The following is a 23,381-nucleotide window of genomic DNA, read 5'->3' on the forward strand; positions in this document are numbered from 1 at the left end:
CGGTCCGGCCGGGTTGATCGCCTTGAACACCGTCGCCCCGGGCACCAGCACCGCTTCTTCGGCGTGCCCCGCCGCGATCCCCGCCAGCGAAGACCCGAACAGCAGCGCAGCGGCCGCGGCCGCCGCACCCCACCGCTGATGCGAACAGAACATGTCCTACCCCCCGTTTCGACCCACCCCTGAGTCACCGGCTCAGCAGGTCTCCGGCCCTGCAACCACCCCGCTCGGGACCACCGGTAGGCCCGCGTACAGGTAGCTCTCGATTCCGTTGAGACACGCCCACGGCAGTCGCGACGAACGCCCTGATGAATGAGCGAGATTCGCCATCTTCGTTCCCCCCGAGCAACCTCCCCTGGCCGCTCAAGGTCAGCGAAACTCCGGCACCGAACCGGCTGGGCGACTTTGGCGCCGTGTGTGCCGCAAGCACCGCTGCCGAATGCACCGCCAGGGTCGCCCGCAAGCCCGACCAGCAACCCCGACCCACCATCCACGACACGCGGCCCCGACACGCCGCACCGATATGCGTCTGCGTAATCCGTTCCCGTAGAGTCCATCTGGTTTCAGGAAGGAGTCCACGGGTGCGGGGTGACGCAGCGCCCAGCACCCAGGCACTGCGGAGCTGGCAACGACGGGCTTTGGTCAAGTACTTGGCCGCCCAGCCGCGCGATTTCCTGGCCGTGGCCACCCCCGGCTCCGGGAAGACCACGTTCGCCCTGCGCATCGCGGCCGAGCTGCTGGCCCAGGGCACCGTCCGGCAGGTCACCGTCGTCGTCCCCACCGAGCACCTCAAGGTGCAGTGGGCCGCCGCGGCGGCCCGCCAAGGCATCGCGCTGGACCCGAAGTTCTCCAACTCCAACTCGCAGACCTCCAGCGAGTACCACGGCGTCGTCATCACCTACGCCCAGGTGGCCAGCCACCCGACCCGGCACCGGGTGCGCACCGAGAACCACAAGACGCTGGTGATCTTCGACGAGATCCACCATGGCGGCGACGCCAAGAGCTGGGGCGAGGCGATGCGTGAGGCGTTCGGCGACGCCACCCGCCGGCTCTCGCTGACCGGCACCCCGTTCCGCAGCGACGACAGCCCGATCCCGTTCGTCAGCTACGAACCGGACGCGGCCGGCTACCAGCGCTCGCAGGCCGACCACGTCTACGGCTACGCCGACGCGCTGGCCGACGGCGTGGTGCGGCCGGTGGTGTTCATGGCCTACTCCGGCGAGGCCCGCTGGCGGGACAGCGCCGGCGAGGAACACGCCGCCCGCCTCGGTGAACCGCTGTCGGCCGAACAGACCGCGCGCGCCTGGCGCACCGCGCTCAACCCGGCCGGTGAGTGGATGCCCGCGGTGATCGCGGCCGCCGACCGGCGGCTGAATCAGCTGCGCGAGCACGTGCCGGATGCCGGCGGCATGATCATCGCCTCGGATCAGACCGCGGCCCGCGCCTACGCCGACCTGCTGCTGAAGATCACCGGCGAAGCCCCGACCGTGGTGCTCTCCGACGACCCCGGTTCCTCGGAGCGGATCAGCACCTACTCGGCGGCCACCTCGAAATGGCTGGTGGCGGTGCGGATGGTCTCCGAAGGCGTGGACGTGCCACGGCTGTCGGTCGGGGTGTACGCCACCAGCGCCTCGACGCCGCTGTTCTTCGCCCAGGCCATCGGCCGCTTCGTGCGGTCGCGTCGGCCCGGGGAGACCGCCAGCATCTTCTTGCCGTCGGTGCCCAACCTGCTGCAGCTGGCCTCCGAACTCGAAGAACAGCGCAACCATGTGTTGGGCAAACCGCACCGGGAGAACCAGGACGAGGATCCGCTGGACGCCGAACTGCGCGAGCAGCGCCGCGACGAACCCGGTGAGCAGGACAACGGCTTCGAGATGGTGGGCGCCGACGCCGAACTCGATCAGGTGATCTTCGACGGCTCGTCGTTCGGTACGGCCGCCCCGGCCGGCAGCGACGAGGAGGCCGATTACCTCGGCATCCCCGGCCTGCTCGACGCCAGCCAGATGCGCGATCTGCTGTCGCGCCGCCAAGACGAGCAGCTGCAGAAACGCACCGCCTCCGGCGACCTGCCGCAGTTGGCGTCCACGCACGGGCAGCTGCGCGAACTGCGCCGCGAACTCAACGCCCTGGTTTCGGCCACCCACCACAAGTCGGGCAAGCCGCACGGCTGGATCCACAACGAGCTGCGTCGTCGCTGCGGCGGACCGCCGGTTGCCGCCGCGACCCGCGAACAGCTCAAGGAACGCATCGACGCGGTCCGACAACTGCACCGCGAGTTGTGATTTCGGTGCGTTGGGGGGCGGTGAGCGCCCCTGGGCGCACCGAAATCACGCGACCGGGAACAGTTCCTGCGCGCCGCTGATCCCCTTGAGTTCGACCGCACGGGCGGCGCCGACGTCGATGTCGTCGACGTCGTCCAGCGCGGCACGTACCGGTTCGGTGATCAGGATTTCACCGCCGTCGGCCTGACCGGCCACCCGCGCGGCGATCGCCACGTTGCGGCCGAACAGATCGTCGCCGCGGCGCACCGAGCTGCCCTGGTGGATCCCGATCCGGACCCGGATCGAGCCGTGCCGCTCGCTGCGCTCGGTCAGCGCCCGTTGAATCGCCAGACTGCACCGCACGGCCTCGACCGGATCGGCGAACGCGATCATGAAGCCGTCGCCCTGGTTCTTCACCACATGTCCGCCGTGCCGCTCCACCAAACCGGTGACCAGCTTGTTGTGCCGCTCCAGCAGCCGCACCCACTCCCGATCACCGAGCTTGTCGTTGAGTTCGGTGGAGCCCTCGATGTCGGAGAACGCGATCACCACGTCGCCGTCGGCGGTCAGCCGCGCCAGATCGGGCCGCTCCACCTGCGCCCACCCGGCCAGGTCCTCGATCGAGTTGCGCACGGTGGCGCCGATGCCTTTGTTGAGCAGCGAATCCGCGGTCTGCCACACCGCCTTGACCGCCAGCGGCGCGACCCCACGACGACGACGTCGTCGGCCCTGTTCAGTCCGGACCCGGTCGAGTTCCGCCCGGGTCTGGCTCAGTTGTCTGCGGGAGACCGCCAGCAGTATCGACAGCGTGATGATCGCGGCCACCGCCAGGACGCCGACGCCGGCCGCGGTCAACTGCCAGGCCACGTCAGTCATGGGGTCGAACCCTAGCGATCTCGGTGCGTTAAGGGGCGCTCACCGCCCCCAAACGCACCGAAATCACGACAGGCCGAGCAGTTCCGGCAGGTCGGCAACCGAGTCGATGACGTGGTTGGGCTGCATCGCGAACTCGTCGGTGGCCCACCGGTCCAAGGTGTGCTGGCGGAACTTGCCGGTGCGCACCAGCACCCCGGTCATTCCGACCACCTGCGCGGCCAGCACGTCGACGTTGAGGTCATCGCCGACCATGTACATCTCATCGGGTTCCACCCCGAGCCGCGCCGCCGAGGCCAGGAAGCCCTCCGGCGCGGGTTTGCCCACCGCGGTGGCAGTACGCCCGGACGCCTGCTCCATACCCAGCAGGTACAGCCCGGTGTCGATGCGCAGACCTTCGGTGGTGGTCCACGCCGTGCTGCGGTGCATCGCCACCACCGGCACGCCCTGGGCCATCCAGTCGTACACCCAGGACAGCGTCACGTGGTCGTACTCCGGGCCGGCACCGCCGAGCAGCACCACGTCCGGCGCGGGTGGCATCGGCCCGCCGCGGGTCTGCACCGAAGACACCACATCCAGTCCGGGCATGTCCTCGGCCACGTCGCCGCTGTTGACCAGAAAACACTGGGCATCCGGGTAGCGGTCCCGGACGAAGTCGGCGGTCAGCACCGCGGCCGTGATCACCTCGTCGGGCCGGACGGCCATCCCGGCCTCGGTCAGCAGATCGGCGATCTGGACCCGGGTGCGGGTGGTGGTGTTGGTCAGATACGACCGAGCGATCTGCTGCTCTTCGAGCAGGCGCAGGGTTTCGGCGGCGCCGGGGATCGGTTGCCAGGACGTCACCAGCACACCGTCGATGTCGAAGAGCACTCCGCCGACCGCCATGCCGCCGACAGTAGGCGCACGCCCGCGCGATGCAACTCCGGGGCCGCCGGCTGTGCCGCCCAGCACGTCCGAAGCACGCCGGAAGCACGCCGGAAAGACCCGGCTCGCGGTCAGTCCGGGCGGCGGGCCCACGCACTGTTGGCCACCCACGGTGAGGCCGCCCCGGCCACCGCCCAGGCCAGGTCGGCCGGCACGTCGAGCACGCGGTAAGCCTTGGTCCCGGCCGCGGTCGCCGCGATCAGGGTGGCCACCCCGGCGCGACGCTGGAAGAACGTCTGACGCACGGTCCAGCCGATGATGCCCGCGGTCTGCACACAGTCGCGGCGACGCTCGACGCTGCCGCTGCGGGCCACCAGCCAGCCGCCGCCCACCCGGTGTCCCAGTGCGCGCACCCGATCGGCGCCCAGCCACACCGCCGCCGCGACGGCGACCGACCACAGCACCCACACCCAGACCGGCACCCCGACTATTACGGCCGCGACCAGCAGCAGCCCACCGACCAGCAGCGGCCCGGCCAATGCGCGGGTCCACCGTCGTCGGGCCGCCGCCGGGCCATGCGGCTGCAGCGGTCCGAGGACCACGTCAGCATCACCGACCAGACCGACCAACACACCGCGGGCCACCTCGGCCGGGCACGGCGGCAGCAGCAGCGAGGACTCCCCCGCGCCGGCCACCCCGGTCATCACCGCGTCCAGCCGGGCGCCGCCGAACGCCCGCACCACCAGCGGCTCCCGCAACGTGCCGCCGCGCAGTCGGCTCAGGTCGAAGGTGCGTTCCTGCACCCGCAGCAGTCCGTACTTCAGGTACAGCGACTCACCGCGGCGCTGCAGCACCAGGTTGCCGAAGGTCAGCAGCGACCGCAGCACCGCCAGCAGCACCGAGGCCAACACCACCAGCAGCACCACGACGGTGACCGCCACCAGCACACCCAGCCGCGCGGCGGTATCCAAACCGGTGCGCACCCATTCGGACTGCTCGAGCAGTTCTCCGAAGCCGGCCTGATAGATCAGGCCCACCGCGGCGCCGATGGTCGCCAGCCCGTACAGACTCAGCGGGCTGTAGCGCAGCCAGGACGGCTGCCAGCGCGCCAGCAGCACCGCCGGTTCGACGGGTGCGGCCACCCCCGGTTCGACCGCGTCGGCGACCAGGATCTCGCGCAGCCGCGCCACCTGATCGGTCTCGACGGCATCCAGTTCGAAGGCCCGCTCACCGCTGGCCTGCTGGCCGGTGCTGATCCGCAGCACGGTCAGGCCGAGCAGCCGGTGCAGCAGCCGGGCGTCAGTGTGCACCGAACGAATCCGGTTGCGCGGCACCGACAACACGGTGCGCTGCAACACGCCGGTGCGCAGCACGATCTCGTCGTCGTCGATCCGGAAGCTGGTGGTGAACCAGCGCGCCACACCGAAGCCGACGATCAACGCGATGCCCAGCACCGACCACAGCGGGTTGTCGGTGGCCGAGCCCAGCACGATCGCACCGATCAGCAGCGGCAGTTGCCGGGCGATCTCATGGATCGGGTGCACCAGCAGCATCCGCGGCGACAGCCGCTGCCACTGCTCGTTCATGTGGCGTCGTGTTCGCCGAGCGCGGCGATGTCGGTGAGTTGCGCGACGACGGCCTCGGCGGTCGGGGTGTCCAACGCGACGATGTGCACCGCGCCCGCCGATGACGCCGTCGTCACCGTGACGTTGGACAGGTCCAGTAACCGCTCCAGCGGCCCGCGGTTGGTGTCGACGGTCTGCACCCGCGAGATCGGCGCGATCCGACGCTCCTGGGTCAGCCACCCGGACCGGGTGTAGACCGCCTGCGGGCTGATCTCCCAGCGATGCACCCGGTACCGCCAACGCGGAACCACCACGATCCCGACCACCGCGCCCAGCACGGTCAACACTGCCAGCAGCAGGTGCAGCCAGCTCGGACGCGGGTCGGCGAGAAACCAGATCAGTTGCGCCAGCGCCAGGATGGACCACCGGATCGCCGCGGACAGCGCCCACAGCAGCGGCGCTTTGCGGCTCGGCGGATGGGCAGGGTCGACCAAGCCGGCAGGGGTGAGCACGGCTTCAGCGTGCTACGCCACTGCCGATGCGTCCAGCACTCGCCTACTGTTCTTCCCATGAGTAAGTGGACTGAAGCCGACGTACCCGATCAGACCGGCCGGCTGGCGATCGTCACCGGCGCCAACACCGGGCTCGGTTTCGATACCGCCCGCGTGCTGGCCGCCCGCGGTGCGCGCGTGGTGCTCGCGGTGCGCAACCTGGACAAGGGCAAGGCCGCCGTCGACCAGATCCGGGCCGCCACCCCGAACGCGGACGTTTCGCTGCAGGAACTGGACCTGGGCTCGCTGGCGTCGGTGCGCACTGCCGCCGAGCAACTCGCGGCCAGCCATCCGCGCATCGACCTGCTGATCAACAACGCCGGGGTGATGTACCCGCCCAAGCAGACCACCTCCGACGGCTTCGAGTTGCAATTCGGCACCAACCATCTGGGCCACTTCGCGCTCACCGGCCTGCTGCTTCCCAACCTGCTGCCGGTCGAGAAGTCCCGGGTCGTGGTGGTGGCCAGCATCGCGCACAATCTGCGCGCCGCGATCGACTTCTCCGACCTGCAGTGGGAACGCCGCCGCTACAACCGGGTGGCCTCCTACGGACAGTCCAAGCTGGCCAACCTGATGTTCGCCTACGAGTTGCAGCGTCGACTCGCGGCCGCCAACGCCGAGACCATCGCGGTGGCTGCCCACCCGGGGGTGTCGGCCACCGAACTGATCCGGCACATCCCCGGCGCGAGCCTGCCCGGCGTCAACCAGATCAGCGCCCGGATCGTGAACTCATCGCAAGTCGGCGCTCTTGCGACATTGCGCGCGGCCACCGATCCCGCGGTCCGCGGCGGCCAGTACTACGGCCCGGACGGTTTCCGCGAACTGCGCGGCTACCCGGTGCTGGTCGGTTCCAACAAGCAGTCCCACGACCAGGACGTGCAGCGCCGGCTGTGGACGGTTTCCGAGGAGCTCACCGGCGTGAGCTTCCCGGTCTAGCCGTGCGCAGCGTCGAAGAACACCAGCGCGTCGTCGCCGAGCTGATCACCGCCCGCCCGGCGGCCACGGTCGCGCTGGCCGACGCGTTGGGGCTGGTGCTGGCCGCCGACGTGGTCGCGCCGCTGTCCCTGCCCGGTTTCGACAACTCGGCGATGGACGGCTACGCGGTGCGCGCCGCCGACGTCGCCGCCGCCACCGCCGAGCACCCGGTGAAACTGCCGGTGGCCGAAGACATTCCGGCCGGGCGCACCGACGCACTGACGTTGACCCCGGGCACCGCGCACCGGATCATGACCGGTGCGCCGCTGCCGGCCGGCGCCGACGCGATCGTCCCGGTCGAGCACACCGACGGCGGCACCGCCACCGTGGCGATCGGATCGGCCGCCCCGCTCGGCAAGCACATCCGCCGCGCCGGTGAGGACGTCACCGCCGGCAGCACGGTGCTGCACGCCGGAGCGCTGATCACCCCGGCCACCCTCGGTCTGACCGCGGCGCTGGGCATCAGCGAGTTGGCCGTGCAGCCGCGGCTGCGGGTGCTGGTGTTGTCCACCGGCACCGAGTTGGTCCGCCCGGGCGTCCCGCTGCAACCCGGTCAGATCTACGAGTCCAACGGAGTGATGCTGGCCGCCGCGGTGCGCGACGCCGGCGCGGAAGTGGTCGCGGTGCCGACCTCCGGCGACGACGTCGCCGAGTTCCGCGCCGCACTCGATGCGCACGCCCTCGATGCCGACCTGATCCTGACCACCGGCGGGGTCAGCGCCGGGGCCTACGAAGTGGTCAAGGACGCGCTGGGCGCCGGTGCGGAAGCGGTCGAGTTCGTCAAGGTCGCGATGCAACCCGGGATGCCGCAGGGCAGCGGCCGGGTGCAGGTGGGCGATCGCGCGGTCCCGATCGTGACGCTGCCCGGCAACCCGGTCAGTTCGCTGGTGTCCTTCGAGGTGTTCGTCCGTCCGGTGCTGCGCGCCGCGATGGGCCTGCCCCGACCGGTTCGGCCGATCCGGGAGGCGACCCTGGCCGAGGACCTCACCACACCGGTGGGCAAACGGCAGTTCCGGCGCGGCGTGTTCGACCCGGTCGCGGGCACCGTCACCAGCTACGGTCCGCCGGCCTCACATCATCTGCGCTGGTTGGCCTCGGCGAACTGCCTGCTCGATATCGGCGAGGACGTCAGCGCACTGAGCTCCGGCGCGACCGTGCGGGTGTGGGATCTCACGGCTTGATCACGGCTGCAGACTGGCGTCCTGCGCGTAAGTGTCACCTACCTACAATGGTGCGGTGGCCCGACGCCCCCGCTCGTCCGAAGCTTCACACATTCTTGAGCTGATCCGCTCCGTCATCCCGCCGATGCACCGGGCCGGTGTGCCGTTCGTCGGCGCCGGTCTGGCGGTCGCCGGGCTCGGTTACCGGCAACGCTGGATCCGCACCACCGGCCTGGCCGCCGCGGCGGCGTGCGCCGGGTTCTTCCGGCACCCGCGCCGGGTGCCGCCCACCCGCCCCGGCGTGGTGGTCGCGCCGGCCGACGGACAGATCTGCCTGATCGAGACGGCCACCCCGCCGCCCGAACTCGGCCTGCCCGACGAGCCGCGGCTGCGGGTCAGCATCTTCTTGTCGGTGCTCGACGCGCACGTGCAACGCGCCCCGATCGGCGGCGAAGTGATCACGGCCGTGCACCGGCCCGGCCTGTTCGGCACCGCGGACCTGCCCGCAGCCAGCGTCGACAACGAACGCAACAGCATCGTGATCCGCACCCCCGACGGTGACGAGGTGATCGCCGTGCAGATCGCCGGCCTGGTGGCCCGCCGGATCGTCTGCGACGTCAAGGCCGGCGACCGGCTCGGCATCGGCGACACCTACGGGCTGATCCGGTTCGGCTCCCGGCTGGACACCTACCTACCGCCCGGCGCGAACCTGCTGGTCGCGGTGGGCCAGCGGGCGATCGGTGGCGAAACCGTGCTGGCCGAGATCATCCGATGAAACCGCGGATCAAACCTTCGCAGTCCAGTCTGCGGCTGCTGCCCAGCGCCATGACGGTGGCCGCGATCTGTCTGGGTCTGTCGGCCGTCAAGTCCGCGCTCGAGCCCGGCGGCGAAACCCGCGCCATGGCGTTCCTGGCGGTCGCGGCGATTCTGGACGCCCTCGACGGCCGGATGGCCCGCCTGCTCAACGCCACCTCCAAGATGGGCGAGGAGATCGACTCGCTGGCCGACGCGGTGAACTTCGGTGTGGCGCCGGCGTTCATCGTCTACGCCACCCTGCTGTCCGATTCGCCGATCGGCCAGATCGGCTGGATCGTGGTGCTGCTCTACGCGGTGTGCATCGTGCTGCGCCTGGCCCGCTACAACGCCATGCTGCACGGCGACGGCCCGGCCTACGAGAACCAGTTCTTCACCGGGATGCCGGCCCCGGCCGGCGCGATCGGGGCGATCGGCCCGCTGGCCGCCAAGATGCAGTTCCCCGGCCCGTGGTGGGACACCCACACCGCACACTGGGTGGTGATCGCCTGGATGGTCGGGGTGTCGCTGCTGGTGGTCAGCACCATCCCGATGCGCAAGATCCACACCTTCGCCATCCCGTCCCGGATGGTGGTGCCGCTGCTGCTGCTGCTGGCGCTCGGCATCGCCGCCTCGATCCAGTACGGCTACCTGGTGATCATGGCGATCATCCTGGCCTACGTGATCCACATCCCGTTCGCGGTACGCAGCAAGAAGTGGCTGGCCGAACACCCCGAAGTCTGGGAGGACCAACCCAAGCAACAGCGCGCCGCGCGGCGCCAGATCCGCCGCGCCGAGCATCCCAACCGCCGCTTCCCGCATCCGCGCCGGTTCGCCACCCGGCCCAGCGCGGCCCGGCTCGGGTTGCGTCGCCCCGGCGCCAACCAGCAGCGTCCCGGGACCGGATCGAACCGACGACCATGACCGAGCTGACGCTGACCGCCCGGCTGAACACCTCGGCCCTGGACAACCGCCGCGGAGTGGTTCGGCTGCACCCGGAAGCGATTGCCGCCCTCGGCATCCGGGAGTGGGACGCGATCTCGTTGACCGGCTCGCGCAGCACGGCCGCGGTGGTCGGGGTGGCCCCGGCCGACGTGCCCGCGGGTACCGCCCTGCTCGACGACGTGGTGTTGTCCAACGCCGGTCTGCGTGAGGACGCCGCGGTGGTGGTCGCCCCGGTGACGGTGTACGGCGCGCGCTCGGTGACGGTCAGCGGCTCCAAACTGGCCTCCGGTTCGGTGTCGCCGGCCACGTTGCGCCAAGCCCTGCTGGGCAAGGTGATGACCGTCGGTGACACGGTGTCGCTGCTGCCCCGCGACCTGGGCCCGGGCACCTCCACGTCGGCGGCGAGTTCCGCGCTGGCCGCCGCGGTCGGCATCACCTGGACCTCCGAGCTGCTCACGGTGACCGGCGTGGACCCGGCCGGACCGGTCAGCGTGCAACCGAATTCGATGGTGTCCTGGGGCGACGGCAGCCCGGCCGCCGCGCGCACCGAAACCACCGCCGGCGTCGCCGTCGGTGCGACCGCCACCAGCGCGGACCCGACCCAACCCCCGGCGATCGCATTCGACGATCTCAAGGGAGCACACGCCCAGGCCGGCAAGCTCACCGAGTGGCTCAAACTCGCCCTCGATGAACCGGAGCTGCTTGAAACACTCGGCGCCCCAGCCCATCTCGGGGTCCTGGTGACCGGCCCAGCCGGCGTCGGCAAGGCCACCATGGTGCGCACGGTGTGCGCATCGCGCCGGTTGCTGGAGCTCGATGGACCCGAAGCCGGTGCGCAGAGTGCCGAGGCCCGACTCGGGTCGGTGGCCGACGCGGTGGCCCGGATCAAGGACGGCGGTGGCGTGCTGCTGATCAGCGACGTCGACGCGCTGTTGCCGCTGGGTGCCGACGGCCGCCCCGAACCGGTGTCCAGCCTGATCCTGGCCGAGTTGCGCACCGCGGTCGCCACGCCGGGCGTGGCCTTCATCGCCAGCACCGCGGTACCGGATGCCCTGGACCCGCGGTTGCGGGCACCCGAGTTGTGCGACCGGGATCTGGCACTGAACCTGCCCGATGCCGCGATCCGTAAGCAGCTACTCGAGGTGCTGCTTCGCGACGTGCCGGCCAAGGAGCTGCAACTCGACGAAATCTCAGGCCGCACACCAGGTTTCGTGGTGGCCGATCTGCAGGCCTTGGTCCGCGAGGCCGCGCTGCGAGCAGCGGCGCGGGCCAGCTCCGACGGCGAGCCCCCGGCACTGACCCAACCTGATCTGGTCGGTGCGCTCAGCGTGATCCGGCCGCTGTCGCGTTCGGCCACCGAGGAGATCTCGGCCGGTTCGGTCACCCTCGACGACGTCGGCGACATGGTCGCCACCAAACAGGCCTTGACCGAGGCCGTGCTGTGGCCGCTGCAGCACCCGGACAGCTTCGCCCGGATGGGCGTGCAGCCGCCGCGCGGGGTGCTGCTGTACGGCCCGCCCGGCTGCGGCAAGACCTTCGTGGTGCGCGCGCTGGCCAGTTCGGGCCGGCTCTCGGTACACGCGGTCAAGGGCGCCGAGCTGATGGACAAGTGGGTTGGGTCCTCGGAGAAGGCGGTGCGTGAACTGTTCCGCCGGGCGCGCGACTCCGCGCCGTCGCTGGTGTTCCTCGACGAGATCGATGCCATGGCGCCGCGGCGCGGCCAGAGCTTCGACTCCGGGGTCACCGACCGGGTGGTGGCCTCGCTGCTGACCGAACTCGACGGCATCGAACCGCTGCGCGACGTCGTGGTGCTCGGTGCCACCAACCGTCCGGACCTGATCGACCCGGCGCTGCTGCGCCCCGGTCGGCTGGAGCGGTTGGTGTTCGTCGAGCCCCCGGACGCCGACGCCCGCCTGGACATCCTGAAGTCGGCGGGCAAAGCGGTGCCGCTCGCCGACGACGTCGACCTGGCCGCGATCGCCGCCGAACTCGACGGCTACAGCGCCGCCGACTGTGTGGCGCTGCTCCGGGAATCCGCCCTGGCCGCCATGCGCCGCTCGATCGACGCCGCCGACGTGACGATGGCCGATGTCGAAACGGCCCGCCAAAATGTGCGTCCGTCGCTGGATCCGGTGCAGGTCGAAGCCTTGCGGGCGTTCGCCGAGGGCCGCTGAAGCCCTGCCGTAGCAGGCGCCGCACTGGGCCCGACACCGGGTGTGGGCAAATGGGCGCCGACGTCAACACCGTAAACTCGACCCGAATATCCGAGCCCTTAATCGGGCTGACACCCCGAGTCGGCGCGCGCCTGCGTCGAGAGTAGGAGTGCCATGCTCGCCGTCCTGTTGGCGCACGCCGTCGCGGTTGCCGTGGCGCCGTCGCTGGTAAACAGGTTCGGCAGGCACGCGTTCTACCCGTTGGCATTGGTGCCGCTGCTGTCGCTGGCGTGGGTGGTCACGCACTGGCCGAGCCGGCACGGCGACGACCACCTGGTGCGCATCGAATGGGTGCCGGAGCTGTCGATGAACTTCGACCTGCGCTTCGACACCCTGGCCGCGATCATGAGCGTGCTGGTGTTGGCGATCGGCGCACTGGTGCTGTTCTACTGCGCCGACTACTTCCGCCACCATGACGGGCACACCGAAAACCGGCTGCCCAGCTTCGCGGCCGAGTTGGTGGCGTTCTCCGGCGCCATGTTCGGCCTGGTCACCAGCGACAACATGCTGTTGCTGTACGTGTTCTGGGAACTGACCACGGTGTTGTCGTTCCTGCTGGTGGGCCACTACGCCGAACGGGCCACCAGTCGCCGGGCCGCGATGCAGGCGCTGCTGGTCACCACCGCCGGCGGGCTGGCGATGCTGGTCGGCGTCGTGGTGCTCGGCGAAGTCGGCGGCAGCTACCTGCTGTCCGACCTGGTCGCCAACCCGCCCACCGGTTTCGCGATCGACGTCGGTCTGGTGCTGATCCTGATCGGCGCGCTGAGCAAGTCCGCGATCGTGCCGATGCACTTCTGGCTGCCCGGCGCGATGGCCGCCCCCACCCCGGTGAGCGCCTATCTGCACGCCGCGGCCATGGTCAAGGCCGGTGTCTACCTGATCGCGCGGATGACGCCCGGGTTCGCCGACGCCACCCCGTGGCGGCCGATGGTGGTTTCGCTCGGGTTGCTGACCCTGCTGCTGGCCGGGTGGCGCGCGGTGCGCGAATACGACCTCAAACTCATCCTGGCCTTCGGCACGGTCAGCCAGCTCGGGCTGATCACGGTGCTGGTCGGGTCCGGCGGCGGCGATCTGATGCTGGCCGGTTTGACCATGCTGTTCGCCCACGCGATGTTCAAGGCGGCGCTGTTCATGGTGGTCGGGGTGATCGACCACGCCACCGGGACCCGCGACATCCGGCGGTTGGCCTGGCTCGGTAACCGCGCCCCGGTGTTGCTCGGTATCGCGGCCGCCGCGACCGCCAGCATGGCTTCGATACCGCCGTTCCTGGGTTTCGTGGCCAAGGAAGCCGACTTCGAGACCCTGCTGTACAGCCCATCGTTGGGCGCGTGGGCGCCGTGGGTGCTGGGCGGGGTGGTGTTCGGCTCGGTCTTCACCACGATCTACAGCCTGCGGTTCATCTGGGGCGCGTTCGCCCGCAAAGGGCTGCGGGAGCCGAGCACCCGGGTAGCCACCATGCACCGGCCCAGGGGGACCTTCCTGGTCGCGCCGGCGATCCTGGCCGGCGCCGGGCTGTTCTTCGGTCTGCTGCCCTCGACGCTGGAGAACATGCTCGACACCTACGCCGCGTCCATCCCCGGCGGCTCGGATTACCACCTGGCGCTGTGGCACGGGTTCAACCTGCCGCTGCTGCTGTCCGTCGTGGTGTTGACGCTGGGCACGGTCGCCTTCGTGACCCGGGAGCGGTTGCGTCGGGTGCGGGTCGGCTATCTGCCGCTGGGCAACGCCGACCGCATCTACGACGCCACCCTGCGCAACCTGGATCTGCTGTCGATCCGGCTGACTGGTGTCACGCAGCGTGGCTCGCTGCCGGTGACCCAGTCGGCGATCCTGACCACGCTGGTGCTGCTGCCGATCACGGTGCTGATCCTGGGCAACCAGGACCGGTTGCAGATCGCCGCCTGGGACGGCGCGCTGCAGGCCATCGTCGGGGTGTTGATGGTTGCCGGTGCACTCGGGGCCACCGTGCTGCGCAACCGGTTGGCGGCGGTGCTGCTGGTGGGGCTGACCGGGTACGGCTGCGGTGCGATCTTCGCTTTCCACGGGGCCCCGGACCTGGCGTTGACCCAGTTCCTGGTCGAGACCTTGACGCTGGTGATCTTCGTGCTGGTGTTGCGCACCCTGCCCGCCGAAGCCGATGCCGAATCGATGGCCACCTTCCGGTTGCCGCGCGCGTTGCTGGCCATCGGTGTCGGCGCCACGGTGACCATCCTGGGCATGTTCGCGGTCGCCGCGCGCAGCGGCCGGTCGATCGCCGAACTGCTTCCCGACGTCGCCTATGAGCGCGGCCACGGCTCCAACACCGTCAACGTGATCCTGGTCGATATCCGCGCCTGGGACACCCTGGGCGAGGTGTCGGTGCTGCTGGTCGCTGCGACCGGGGTGGCCTCGCTGGTGTTCCGCAACCGCCGGTTCGGTGCGCCGCCGCGGGTCGCCGACGCCGGCCAACCCGACATCGGCATGATCGAAACCGTCACCTATTCCCCGGCCTTCGGTGACATCACCTGGCTACGCGGCAGCGAATACCGTGACCCTCGATACCGCTCGTTGGTGCTCGAGGTCGCCACCCGGGTCATCTTCCCGCTCATCATGGTGTTGTCGGCGTACTTCTTCTTCACCGGCCACAACACCCCCGGCGGCGGCTTCGCCGGCGGTCTGACCGCCGGGCTGGCACTGGTGCTGCGTTATCTGGCCGGCGGCCGCTACGAACTCGGCGAGACGCTGCCCCTGGACGCCGGCAAGATCCTGGGTGTCGGTCTGGGTCTGTCGGCCGGCACCGCGGTGGCGTCACTGCTGGCCGGCGCCCCGCCGCTGTCCTCGGCGTTGATCTCGCTGCACCTTCCGGTGCTCGGCGACGTCAAGTTCGTCACGGCCTTGTTCTTCGACTTGGGCGTCTACCTCATCGTGGTCGGCCTGGTGCTCGATGTGCTGCGCAGCTTGGGCGCGCGTCTCGACGAGGAGATCATCAGTTCGCCACGACGGGTGGTCCGCCGATGACCGTTTTCCTGATCCCGCTGATCCTGATCGGCGCCCTCACCGCGTGCGGTGTGTACATGCTGCTGGAACGCAACCTGACCCGAATGTTGTTGGGGCTGCTGCTGGTCGGCAACGCGATCAACCTGCTGATCCTGACCGCCGGTGGCGCCTCCGGCAATCCCCCGGTGCGGGGCCGCACCAGCGGCGCGGACAGCACGACCGCCGATCCGTTGGCCCAGGCGATGATCCTGACCGCGATCGTCATCACCATGGGTATCGCGGCCTTCGTGTTGGCGTTGACCTACCGCTCGTATCAGTTGACCACCACCGAAGACGTTTCCGATGACCCCGAAGACACCCGGGTCTCGCAGCAGGCCGAGTCCGACGCGGTGGACGACGACGAGGACGACACCGCGGTCAGCTACCCGGACACCGACGCACCCGACGAACTCGATGCGCTGCCCGGGCACGAGGGGTCGCGATGAACCTCGACACCGCGCTGACCCCGCTACCCGTGCTGATCCCGCTGCTGGGGTCGGCGCTGACGTTGTTCCTGGGCCGCCGGCCACGCACCCAACGGTTGATCACGTTGGTCGCGCTCGGCGCGCTGGTCGCGGTGTCGGCGACGCTGCTCTACCTGACCGATCAACACGGCACGATCGCGGTGCATGTCGGCGGCTGGGGACTGTCCGAAGAGGGTCTGGGGCCACTGGGCATCACCTTGGTGGTGGACCGGCTTTCGGCCCTGATGCTGGTGGTCTCCTCGATCGTGCTGCTGCTGGTGGTGCTCTACGCCATCGGGCAGGGCATCCGGGACGGCGACGCTCAGCAACCGGTGTCGATCTTCCTACCCACCTATCTGGCGCTGTCGGCCGGCGTTTGCTATGCGTTCGTCGCCGGTGACCTGTTCAACCTGTTCGTCGGTTTCGAGATCCTGCTGTCGGCCAGCTTCGTGCTGTTGACCCTGGGGGCCAGCCGGGAGCGGGTGCGCGCCGGCATCTCCTACGTCATGGTGTCGATGGTCTCGTCGCTGATCTTCCTGTTCGGCCTGGCCCTGGTGTACGCCGCGACCGGAACGCTGAACATGGCCCAGTTGGCGGTCCGGCTCGACGACGTCTCCAGCGGCACCCGCGGCGCGCTGTTCGCGGTGCTGCTGGTTGCCTTCGGCATCAAGGCCGCGGTGTTCCCGCTGTCGGCCTGGCTGCCGGACTCCTACCCGACCGCGCCGGCCCCGGTCACCGCGGTGTTCGCCGGTCTGCTCACCAAGGTCGGTGTGTATGCCATCATCCGCGCGCATGCGCTGCTGTTCCCCGACGGCGGCTTGAACCGGGTGCTGCTGGTGGCCGCGCTGCTGACCATGCTGATCGGCATCCTCGGTGCGATCGCGCAGAGCGATATCAAGCGGCTGCTGTCGTTCACCCTGGTCAGCCACATCGGCTACATGGTGTTCGGCATCGCGCTGGCTACCGACCTGGGCATGTCCGGCGCGATCTACTACGTGGCGCACCACATCATCGTGCAAACCACGCTGTTCTTGGTGGTCGGCCTGATCGAGCGGCAAGCCGGTGCCTCGACGCTGAAACGGCTGGGCGGGCTGGCGGCCGCCAGCCCGGTGCTGGCCTTCGTGTTCATGGTGCCGGCGCTCAATCTCGGTGGGATTCCGCCGTTCTCCGGCTTCATCGGCAAGGTTGCGCTGCTCGAGGCCGGCGCTGCGCACGGCTCGGTGCTGGCCTGGACGCTGGTCGCCGGTTCGGTGATCACCAGCTTGCTGACGCTGTACGTGGTGGCCCGGGTCTGGACCAAGGCGTTCTGGCGGGCCCGGGTGGACGCCCCGGAGGGCGCGCTGGCGGCGGCCTCGCCGCAGGCGCTGCTCGACGACAGCGAGGAGATCGCTTTCGCCGACCGCGACGACGTCGGGCGGATGCCGGCCGGCATGCTGATCCCCACGCTGGGGTTGATCACCGTCGGGTTGGCCTTGACCGTCTTCGCCAACCCGATCTTCGCCTACAGCGACCGGGCCGCCGATCAGGTGCTCGACCGCAGCCAGTACATCAGCGCCGTGTTGGGAGAGCCTCGATGAAGCTCTTGCCGAGCAGATGGCTGCTCCTGCGGATCTGGCTGGTGGTCTGGCTGGTCCTGGTGTGGCTGCTGCTGTGGGGCCAGATCTCACCGGCCAACGTGTTGTCCGGGTTGGCTGTTTCGCTGGTCATCACGTTCCTGCTGCCGCTACCGCCGGTTCCGGTGGAAGGGCGGGTGCATCCACTGTCGCTGCTGTGGCTGATCACCTGGGTAGCCTGGCAGCTGGTGTGGTCCAGTACCCAAGTGGCCTGGATGGCGATCCGGCCCGGCCCGCCGCCGCGTTCGGCGGTGCTGCGCGCCCACATGGATCTCAAGTCGGATCTGGTGCTGGCGCTGGCGGTCAACATCGTCAACATCATTCCGGGCACCATCGTGCTGGAGATCGACCAGGCCCGCCGGATGATCTACGCGCACGTGATCGACGTGACCTCCGAACGTGGGGTGGACAAGTTCTACCGGCAGACCGGCAAGGTGAAGAGGTTGTTGGTCCGGGCCTTCGAACGCGAGAACGAGTGGCAGCCCGGTCAGCACGGTAACAATGACGACGACGCCGACTTCGGAACCGAGACGGAGGCGCAACGATGAACCTGGTCTGGATTGCCGCCGCGGTGATGCTGGCTACCGCAGGCGCGATCACGGTGTACCGGCTACTGGCCGGCCCCAACACCTTGGACCGGTTGGTGGCCATGGACACCACGATCGCGCTGACCATGTGCGGCGTCGGCACCTGGGCCGCCTACAGCCTGGACACCACGGTGACCTACAGCCTGGCCGCGCTGGCCTTGATCAGCTTCGTCGGCACCGTCGCGATTGCCCGGTTCCGGGTGCCCGATGCCCCCGACTACGAGTGGGAGGAGAAGTGATGGACGCCCTCGACATCGCCTCGGCAGTCGCGGTGCTCGGCGGATCGGCGCTGTCGCTGACCGCCGCGATCGGGGTGGTCCGGTTCCCGGACACCTTGACCCGGATGCACGCGTCGACCAAACCGCAGGTGCTCGGCCTGCTGCTGGTGCTCGCCGGCGCGGCCATCCGGCTGCGCGGTCAAGCCGACATCGGCATGCTGATCTTGACCGCGATGTTCACCGTGATCACCGCGCCGGTGATCGCCCAGCGGGTGGGCCAGCTGTCCTACCGCGAACAGAATGTCCGCGACGACCTGGTGACCATCGACGAGCTGCGCCCGAACTGAAACCGCGTCAGCCGTCGGACAGCTGGAACTTCACCATCGCCGCGACGGTCTGCACGGCTTCGCGCAACGCGGCCAATCGCTGCACCGGACCGGGCGCGGCCAGGATCGCGTACTTGTCGGCCGGTCCGATCGGCACGCAGCGCGCCAACGCGTACAGCTGATCCCCGGTGTCCTCGGGCAGCTCACCGAACACCGCCGCGCGCGCCGGCAACTGGACGTCGCGCGCACCGGCGATCAACTCCAGGGTGGACCAGACCTCGTCGTGCACGGCGGCCAGCTCCTCGGCCGTCACCTCACCCGGCTCGTCGGGCCAAAGCTCAAGCACCGCACGCGGATACGGATCGTCGGGCAACCAGTCCCGGACCCGGAACCGGTCCTGCACACTGCAGTCCAGCCGGTACCGCCCCATTCCCTGATCGGCGCACTGCACGATCCGGGCCAACGCGCCGACGTCGTGCCGATCATCACCACCGCCGACCTCGCGGCCCCGGGCGATCAGCACCACCCCGAAGGCCGGGTCATCGGTGGCCAGACAATCGCGCACCAGCGCCGCATAGCGCGGTTCGAAGATGCGCAGCGGTAGTTGTTCCCCGGGCAGCATGGCCAGTTGCAGCGGGAACATCGGTGTCGGGGTCCCCGGCGCCGACGGCTCGGAAGCGGTCACAGTTCCAACTCCCCGACCAGCGCATCCACCACCTCGCGCAGGTCCCCTTCGGCTTCTTCTGCCACCCTGCGCTGACGTTGATAGGACCCGCCGATCCGCGGGATGTCGGCCACCAGCGCCAACTCGTCGGTGCAGCCCAGCGAGCGGGCCACCGGCTCCAGTCGGTTGAGCAGATCGTCGAGGTCGTCGGTGACCAGTCGCTCGTTGCTGTCGGCGTCCAAGATGATGATCGCGTCCAGCCCGTAGCGGGCAGCCCGCCATTTGTTCTCCTGCACATGCCAGGGTGGCATGGTGGGCAGCGCCTCACTGGCTTCAAAGCGCCGATCCAGATCCACGATCAGACAGTGCGTCAACGCGACCAGCGCGGACAGCTCCCGAATGTTGGACACACCGTCGAAGATCCGCACCTCGATGGTGCCCAGGTGCGGCGAAGGCCGGATGTCCCAACGGATCTCGTTGATGTGATCGATGATCCCGGTCTTCTTCTGGTCGGCGACGAAGCCCTCGAACTCCGGCCAGGTCTGGAACTGGAACGGCAACCCCGCAGTCGGCAGCTGCTGGAACATCATCGCGCGGTTACTGGCGTAACCGGTGTCGTCGCCGTCCCAGAACGGGGAGGACGCCGACAACGCCAGCAGATGCGGATAGTGGTTGAGCAACGAGGAGATGATCGGCATGACCTTGCGCGCACTCGACACCCCGACGTGCACGTGCACACCCCAGATCAGCATCTGCCGACCCCACCACTGGGTGCGCCGGATCAGCTCGGCGTAGCGCTGACCGTCGGTGAGTTGCTGGGCCTCCCAGGTGGCGAACGGGTGGGTGCCCGCGCAGAACAGTTCCATGCCGCGGCTGCGCACCACCTGGCGCACATCGCGCAACGTGCCGCGCAGGTCATCCATCGCCTCGGCGGTGTTGGCGCAGATCCCGGTGATCACCTCGACGGTGTTGCGCAGCAGCTCCTTGTGCACGCGCGGGTTCTCGCCGAGTTCGGCGATCACCTCGGCGGCCTCGTTGCTCAGGTCGCGAGTGCCGGCGTCGACGAGCGCGAATTCCCACTCGACGCCGACGGTCGGCCGGTATGACCCGGAAAAGTCGATGTGCTGGTTGTTAGTGACCGCCGATGACACCGCAAGCCACCCGCTTGCCTGCATCGCCGGTTGCCATGGTGGTCTCGTCCGGTCCCGGGGTGCCGTTGACCTGGTTGTAGCGGTCGGCCGGGATGTTGGCGAAGTTGTCCGCCTTCTCGTGGATGATGATCGCGGTGCCCTCGCCGCCGGTCAGGTCTTCTTCGGTGACCGTGTCGGTGGTGGTCACCAGCAGCGCCGAACCGTCCTGACGCACCTGCAGCGAGGTCAGATCACCGCTGGCGGGGTGGCCGCTGTGGCCGGCCACCTGCAGATGAGCGCCGGCCGACAGGAAGTCGCCGGGTGCACCGCCGGTCGGCGCGGTGGAGTTGGGTTCACACTTACCGGTCTGGTGGATGTGCAGCCCGTGGAATCCGGGCGTGAGCTTGCCGGTGCTGGTGGTCTTGACCGTGATGGTGGCGTAGCCGGGGCTGAACTCGAAGTCGGCGGTGGCCACCTCGTTGCCGTCGGCATCCTTGATCGGGACGCTCAGCCCCTGCCCACCGTGGTGGGCCTCGTCGTCGCCGTGCGTCGGAGACGGCGCCGGTGAGGTGGACCCGGTCCAGACCGGCGGCGGGGTGCCCTGCTCGGTGGAGGCAACCTCGCCGGGCGGCGAGCACGCGGCCAGCAGAGCGACGGGGACGGCGAACAGAACAGCAGCAGCGGGCTTGAGCATGGTTTTGAGCCTATCCTGTGACGACGACGATCACGCCGGGTGGCTGATCTGCCACCTCGGGGTTGGGAATCCGTTCGGCCACCTCGGCTTGCAGCAGTGCCCCGACCTCTTCGGCCGATTCCTGCTCACCTTCGGCGGCGCCGTAGAAGACGGTGGTGACCGCCACTTCGGGCAGCACCAGGTTACTGACATCGGTGACGTCCCAGCCGTCCTCACGTAGCCGGTTGGCGGTCGCCTCGGCCGCGCCCGCCACCTCGGAGATGTTGTAGACCCGCACCTGAGACCGTGGCGCCGGCTCCGGCGCTTCCGACGTGGTGGCGGCGGCCGAGGTGGTCGTGGTGGTCGCCACAGTCGCCGCCGCGTCATCGTCGTCGTCGGACCCGAGGGCCTGGATTCCGATCAGCAAGAACGCCACGCCGAGGAACAACAGCACCATGACAATGGCGCGCAGGGGGAGGCCGGAGGAATCCGGAACGCGCTGGTTCATCGTGGTCAGCCTAGCGGCGCGTCGGGGAGAAACCGAAAATCAGGTGACTTCGAAGCCGAGTCGGCGTGCCGCCTTGGCCTTTTGCCGGCTGGCGCGCTGCCGCCGCAGCCGCTTGATCAGCATCGGGTCGGCGGCCAGCGCCTCGGGCCGCTCGACCAGCGCGTTGAGCACCTGGTAGTACCGCGTCGCCGACATCGAGAACAGCTCCTTGATGGCTTCTTCCTTGGCCCCGGCGTACTTCCACCACTGCCGTTCGAAGGCCAGGATGTCGTGTTCCCGGCGGGTTAGCCCATTGGTGAGCTCAGCGTCATCTCCCGAGCGCTCTGCCCTTGCCATGGACCCATCCATATCTGTATTCCGGCCCTTTCGGTGGCCTGTTGCCAATTCACGAATTTGCGGTGCTGCGCGAACATTCAATCACGGCTGAACCCGTCAGTACGGAACGAAACACCGCGCGTCGGCTGACTTAAGCTTGCCAACCATGGCAGTCAGACCAATCGTCATCGTCGGGGACCCCGTCCTGCACAACCCCACGCAGCCCGTCGAAATCGGCCCGGACGGATCGATCCCCGAGGACGTGCGCGCGTTGATCGATGACATGTACGAGACGATGGACGCCGCGCACGGGGTTGGCCTGGCAGCCAATCAGATCGGCGTGCCGCTGCGGGTGTTCGTCTACGACTGCGCCGACACCCGCAGCCAGTCCGCGCGGCGGCGCGGCGTGGTGATCAACCCGGTCTTGGAGACGTCCGAGATCCCGGAGACGATGCCCGACCCCGATGACGACGACGAGGGCTGCCTGTCGGTGCCGGGTGAGAACTTCCCCACCGGCCGCGCCGCGTGGGCCCGGGTCACCGGCTTGGACGCCGACGGCAACCCGGTCACGCTCGAGGGCGAGGACCTGTTTGCCCGGATGCTGCAGCACGAAACCCGACACCTCGACGGCTTCCTTTATCTGGATTCGCTGATCGGTCGGCACGCGCGGGCGGCCAAGAAGATGATCAAGCGCAACGGTTGGGGTGTGCCGGGCAACTCCTGGCTGCCCGGCGAGGTGCCCGACCCGTTCGGCCACTGATGGTCGAACTGCCGTCGATCGGGACCCGGGTCAGCATCCGGTTCCGGACGCCGGCCGGCACCGCGCAACCGTTCACCGACGTGGTCGGCCATCTGGAAGCCATCGATCCGCAGGTGCTGGTGCGCACCAAGAGCGACGGTGTGGTCGAGGTGCCGCGGCAAGCCGTGGTCAGTGTGCGTGAACTTTCGCACACCCCGGTGCGCACATCCCAGATCCGCGCGGTGGAGCACGCCGCGGCCCGGGCCTGGCCCGGCGTGGAGCAGCACTGGCTGGGTGGTTGGCTGCTGCGGGCCGGGCACGGGGTCACCAGCCGGGCCAATTCGGCCATCCCCCTCGATGTTTCGGCGACGCTGGCCGAGCTGCCAGCGGTGCGCGACTGGTACGCCGCGCGTGGGCTGCCGGCCTGGCTGGCGCTGCCCGAGCGGCTGCTGCCGGTGCGCAGCCCCGGCGTCAAACCCACCAAGGTGCTGGTGCGCGACCTCGCCGACCCGGCCTGGTCCGGCAGCGAACCGGTAGCGCTGGCCGACGCGCCCGACGCCGACTGGCTACGACTGTATGACCGCGACGTTCCGCGCGATGTGCTGACCGCGGTCGTCGACGGTGTGCTCGGGTTCGGCACCGCCGGCGGGGCGGCGGTGGGCCGCGGCGCGGTGACCCCGGCGCCGGACGGCACCCGCTGGCTGGGCATCTCCGGTGTCCGGGTGCTGCCCGAACAGCGCCGCCGCGGCTGGGGCCGGATGGTGTGCGCGGGCCTGCTGCACTGGGGCGCGCAGCACGGTGCGCAGCGCGCCTACGTGCAGGTGTTGACCGACAATGCGGCGGCGATCGCGCTGTATGAATCGTTGGGTTTCCGGCTGCACCACACCGCGCGGTACCTGCCGGTCGAGGCGCTGCTGCCCGGATGAGTGGGCT

General features: G+C 69.4%; 23 protein-coding genes. 14 read left to right on the plus strand and 9 right to left on the minus strand.

All coding sequences use genetic code 11. The features are described 5' to 3' along the window. Positions 1 to 578 precede the first annotated feature (578 nt). Positions 579 to 2,279: a DEAD/DEAH box helicase gene (locus AC5Y3P_RS16035; RefSeq protein WP_500046908.1), complete on the plus strand. Its 1,701-nt coding sequence runs from the start codon at positions 579 to 581 to the stop codon at positions 2,277 to 2,279. 45 nt (positions 2,280 to 2,324) lie between these two features. On the opposite strand, the gene AC5Y3P_RS16040 is transcribed toward AC5Y3P_RS16035, so the two are convergent. From AC5Y3P_RS16040 to AC5Y3P_RS16055, 4 genes are all read right to left on the minus strand, one after another. Continuing rightward, positions 2,325 to 3,134 carry an adenylate/guanylate cyclase domain-containing protein gene (locus AC5Y3P_RS16040; RefSeq protein ID WP_500046909.1) on the minus strand — a complete coding sequence of 270 codons (810 nt, stop codon included), beginning with the start codon at positions 3,132 to 3,134 and terminating at the stop codon, positions 2,325 to 2,327. A gap of 63 nt (positions 3,135 to 3,197) precedes the next feature. Beyond that, entirely contained in the window at positions 3,198 to 4,016 is an 819-nt protein-coding gene (locus AC5Y3P_RS16045; protein ID WP_500046910.1) for an HAD-IIA family hydrolase, read from the minus strand. A 110-nt stretch (positions 4,017 to 4,126) separates the two neighbouring features. Next, on the minus strand, positions 4,127 to 5,581 hold the full coding sequence (locus AC5Y3P_RS16050; RefSeq protein WP_500046911.1) for a PH domain-containing protein: 1,455 nt from the start codon (positions 5,579 to 5,581) through the stop codon (positions 4,127 to 4,129). Then, positions 5,578 to 6,072, minus strand: coding sequence for a PH domain-containing protein (locus AC5Y3P_RS16055; RefSeq protein ID WP_500046912.1), 495 nt, complete (start codon positions 6,070 to 6,072; stop codon positions 5,578 to 5,580). The genes AC5Y3P_RS16050 and AC5Y3P_RS16055 overlap by 4 nt, the downstream gene beginning before the upstream one ends. 57 nt (positions 6,073 to 6,129) lie before the next feature. Here AC5Y3P_RS16055 and AC5Y3P_RS16060 point away from each other — a divergent pair, with 57 nt between their 5' ends. From AC5Y3P_RS16060 to mnhG, 11 genes are all read left to right on the plus strand, one after another. Then, positions 6,130 to 7,047, plus strand: a complete 918-nt coding sequence (locus AC5Y3P_RS16060) for an SDR family NAD(P)-dependent oxidoreductase (protein ID WP_500046913.1) — start codon at positions 6,130 to 6,132, stop codon at positions 7,045 to 7,047. 2 nt (positions 7,048 to 7,049) lie between these two features. Then, positions 7,050 to 8,267, plus strand: coding sequence for a molybdopterin molybdotransferase MoeA (gene moeA, locus AC5Y3P_RS16065; protein ID WP_500046914.1), 1,218 nt, complete (start codon positions 7,050 to 7,052; stop codon positions 8,265 to 8,267). Between the two features lie 55 nt (positions 8,268 to 8,322). After that, positions 8,323 to 9,021, plus strand: a complete 699-nt coding sequence (locus AC5Y3P_RS16070) for a phosphatidylserine decarboxylase (RefSeq protein WP_500046915.1) — start codon at positions 8,323 to 8,325, stop codon at positions 9,019 to 9,021. Then, positions 9,018 to 9,962: a CDP-alcohol phosphatidyltransferase family protein gene (locus tag AC5Y3P_RS16075; RefSeq protein ID WP_500046916.1), complete on the plus strand. Its 945-nt coding sequence runs from the start codon at positions 9,018 to 9,020 to the stop codon at positions 9,960 to 9,962. Before AC5Y3P_RS16070 ends, AC5Y3P_RS16075 begins: the two co-directional genes overlap by 4 nt. Continuing rightward, positions 9,959 to 12,157, plus strand: a complete 2,199-nt coding sequence (locus AC5Y3P_RS16080) for an AAA family ATPase (protein WP_500046917.1) — start codon at positions 9,959 to 9,961, stop codon at positions 12,155 to 12,157. Before AC5Y3P_RS16075 ends, AC5Y3P_RS16080 begins: the two co-directional genes overlap by 4 nt. A gap of 153 nt (positions 12,158 to 12,310) precedes the next feature. Then, positions 12,311 to 15,193 (plus strand): Na+/H+ antiporter subunit A, encoded by a 2,883-nt coding sequence (locus tag AC5Y3P_RS16085; RefSeq protein WP_500046918.1) that lies wholly within the window; start codon positions 12,311 to 12,313, stop codon positions 15,191 to 15,193. Then, the gene (locus AC5Y3P_RS16090) at positions 15,190 to 15,657 is read left to right on the plus strand and encodes a Na(+)/H(+) antiporter subunit C (RefSeq protein WP_500046919.1); all 468 of its coding nucleotides are present in this window, start codon (positions 15,190 to 15,192) and stop codon (positions 15,655 to 15,657) included. The genes AC5Y3P_RS16085 and AC5Y3P_RS16090 overlap by 4 nt, the downstream gene beginning before the upstream one ends. After that, positions 15,654 to 17,252: a Na+/H+ antiporter subunit D gene (locus AC5Y3P_RS16095; RefSeq protein ID WP_500046920.1), complete on the plus strand. Its 1,599-nt coding sequence runs from the start codon at positions 15,654 to 15,656 to the stop codon at positions 17,250 to 17,252. Before AC5Y3P_RS16090 ends, AC5Y3P_RS16095 begins: the two co-directional genes overlap by 4 nt. Continuing rightward, the gene (locus AC5Y3P_RS16100; RefSeq protein WP_500046921.1) at positions 17,249 to 17,836 is read left to right on the plus strand and encodes a Na+/H+ antiporter subunit E; all 588 of its coding nucleotides are present in this window, start codon (positions 17,249 to 17,251) and stop codon (positions 17,834 to 17,836) included. The genes AC5Y3P_RS16095 and AC5Y3P_RS16100 overlap by 4 nt, the downstream gene beginning before the upstream one ends. Continuing rightward, complete coding sequence (locus tag AC5Y3P_RS16105; RefSeq protein ID WP_500046922.1) at positions 17,833 to 18,114, plus strand: monovalent cation/H+ antiporter complex subunit F; 282 nt, start codon at positions 17,833 to 17,835, stop codon at positions 18,112 to 18,114. The genes AC5Y3P_RS16100 and AC5Y3P_RS16105 overlap by 4 nt, the downstream gene beginning before the upstream one ends. Further along, positions 18,114 to 18,440 carry a monovalent cation/H(+) antiporter subunit G gene (mnhG, locus tag AC5Y3P_RS16110; RefSeq protein WP_500046923.1) on the plus strand — a complete coding sequence of 109 codons (327 nt, stop codon included), beginning with the start codon at positions 18,114 to 18,116 and terminating at the stop codon, positions 18,438 to 18,440. Before AC5Y3P_RS16105 ends, mnhG begins: the two co-directional genes overlap by 1 nt. Positions 18,441 to 18,447: 7 nt before the next feature. Here mnhG and AC5Y3P_RS16115 read toward each other — a convergent pair whose 3' ends face one another. Genes AC5Y3P_RS16115 through napA form a run of 5 tightly spaced genes read right to left on the minus strand, consistent with a single transcriptional unit; the run spans position 18,448 to position 21,742 of the window. Then, entirely contained in the window at positions 18,448 to 19,062 is a 615-nt protein-coding gene (locus tag AC5Y3P_RS16115; RefSeq protein WP_500046974.1) for an LON peptidase substrate-binding domain-containing protein, read from the minus strand. A 38-nt stretch (positions 19,063 to 19,100) separates the two neighbouring features. Next, entirely contained in the window at positions 19,101 to 20,258 is a 1,158-nt protein-coding gene (locus AC5Y3P_RS16120; RefSeq protein WP_500046924.1) for a glutamate--cysteine ligase, read from the minus strand. Beyond that, a complete protein-coding gene (sodC, locus tag AC5Y3P_RS16125) occupies positions 20,215 to 20,907 on the minus strand; it encodes a superoxide dismutase[Cu-Zn] (protein ID WP_500046925.1) in 693 nt (230 codons plus the stop codon). Before sodC ends, AC5Y3P_RS16120 begins: the two co-directional genes overlap by 44 nt. A 10-nt stretch (positions 20,908 to 20,917) precedes the next feature. Next, the gene (locus tag AC5Y3P_RS16130) at positions 20,918 to 21,394 is read right to left on the minus strand and encodes a LytR C-terminal domain-containing protein (protein WP_500046926.1); all 477 of its coding nucleotides are present in this window, start codon (positions 21,392 to 21,394) and stop codon (positions 20,918 to 20,920) included. A gap of 39 nt (positions 21,395 to 21,433) precedes the next feature. Next, positions 21,434 to 21,742 (minus strand): nucleoid-associated protein NapA, encoded by a 309-nt coding sequence (gene napA, locus AC5Y3P_RS16135; protein ID WP_500046927.1) that lies wholly within the window; start codon positions 21,740 to 21,742, stop codon positions 21,434 to 21,436. A 133-nt stretch (positions 21,743 to 21,875) separates the two neighbouring features. Here napA and AC5Y3P_RS16140 point away from each other — a divergent pair, with 133 nt between their 5' ends. Together AC5Y3P_RS16140 and AC5Y3P_RS16145 are read left to right on the plus strand one after the other, a co-directional pair. Then, a complete protein-coding gene (locus tag AC5Y3P_RS16140; RefSeq protein WP_500046928.1) occupies positions 21,876 to 22,469 on the plus strand; it encodes a peptide deformylase in 594 nt (197 codons plus the stop codon). Continuing rightward, complete coding sequence (locus tag AC5Y3P_RS16145; RefSeq protein ID WP_500046929.1) at positions 22,469 to 23,374, plus strand: N-acetylglutamate synthase, CG3035 family; 906 nt, start codon at positions 22,469 to 22,471, stop codon at positions 23,372 to 23,374. The genes AC5Y3P_RS16140 and AC5Y3P_RS16145 overlap by 1 nt, the downstream gene beginning before the upstream one ends. Positions 23,375 to 23,381 lie beyond the last annotated feature (7 nt).

The sequence above is a fragment of the Mycobacterium sp. NGS45 genome, from assembly GCF_059812645.1.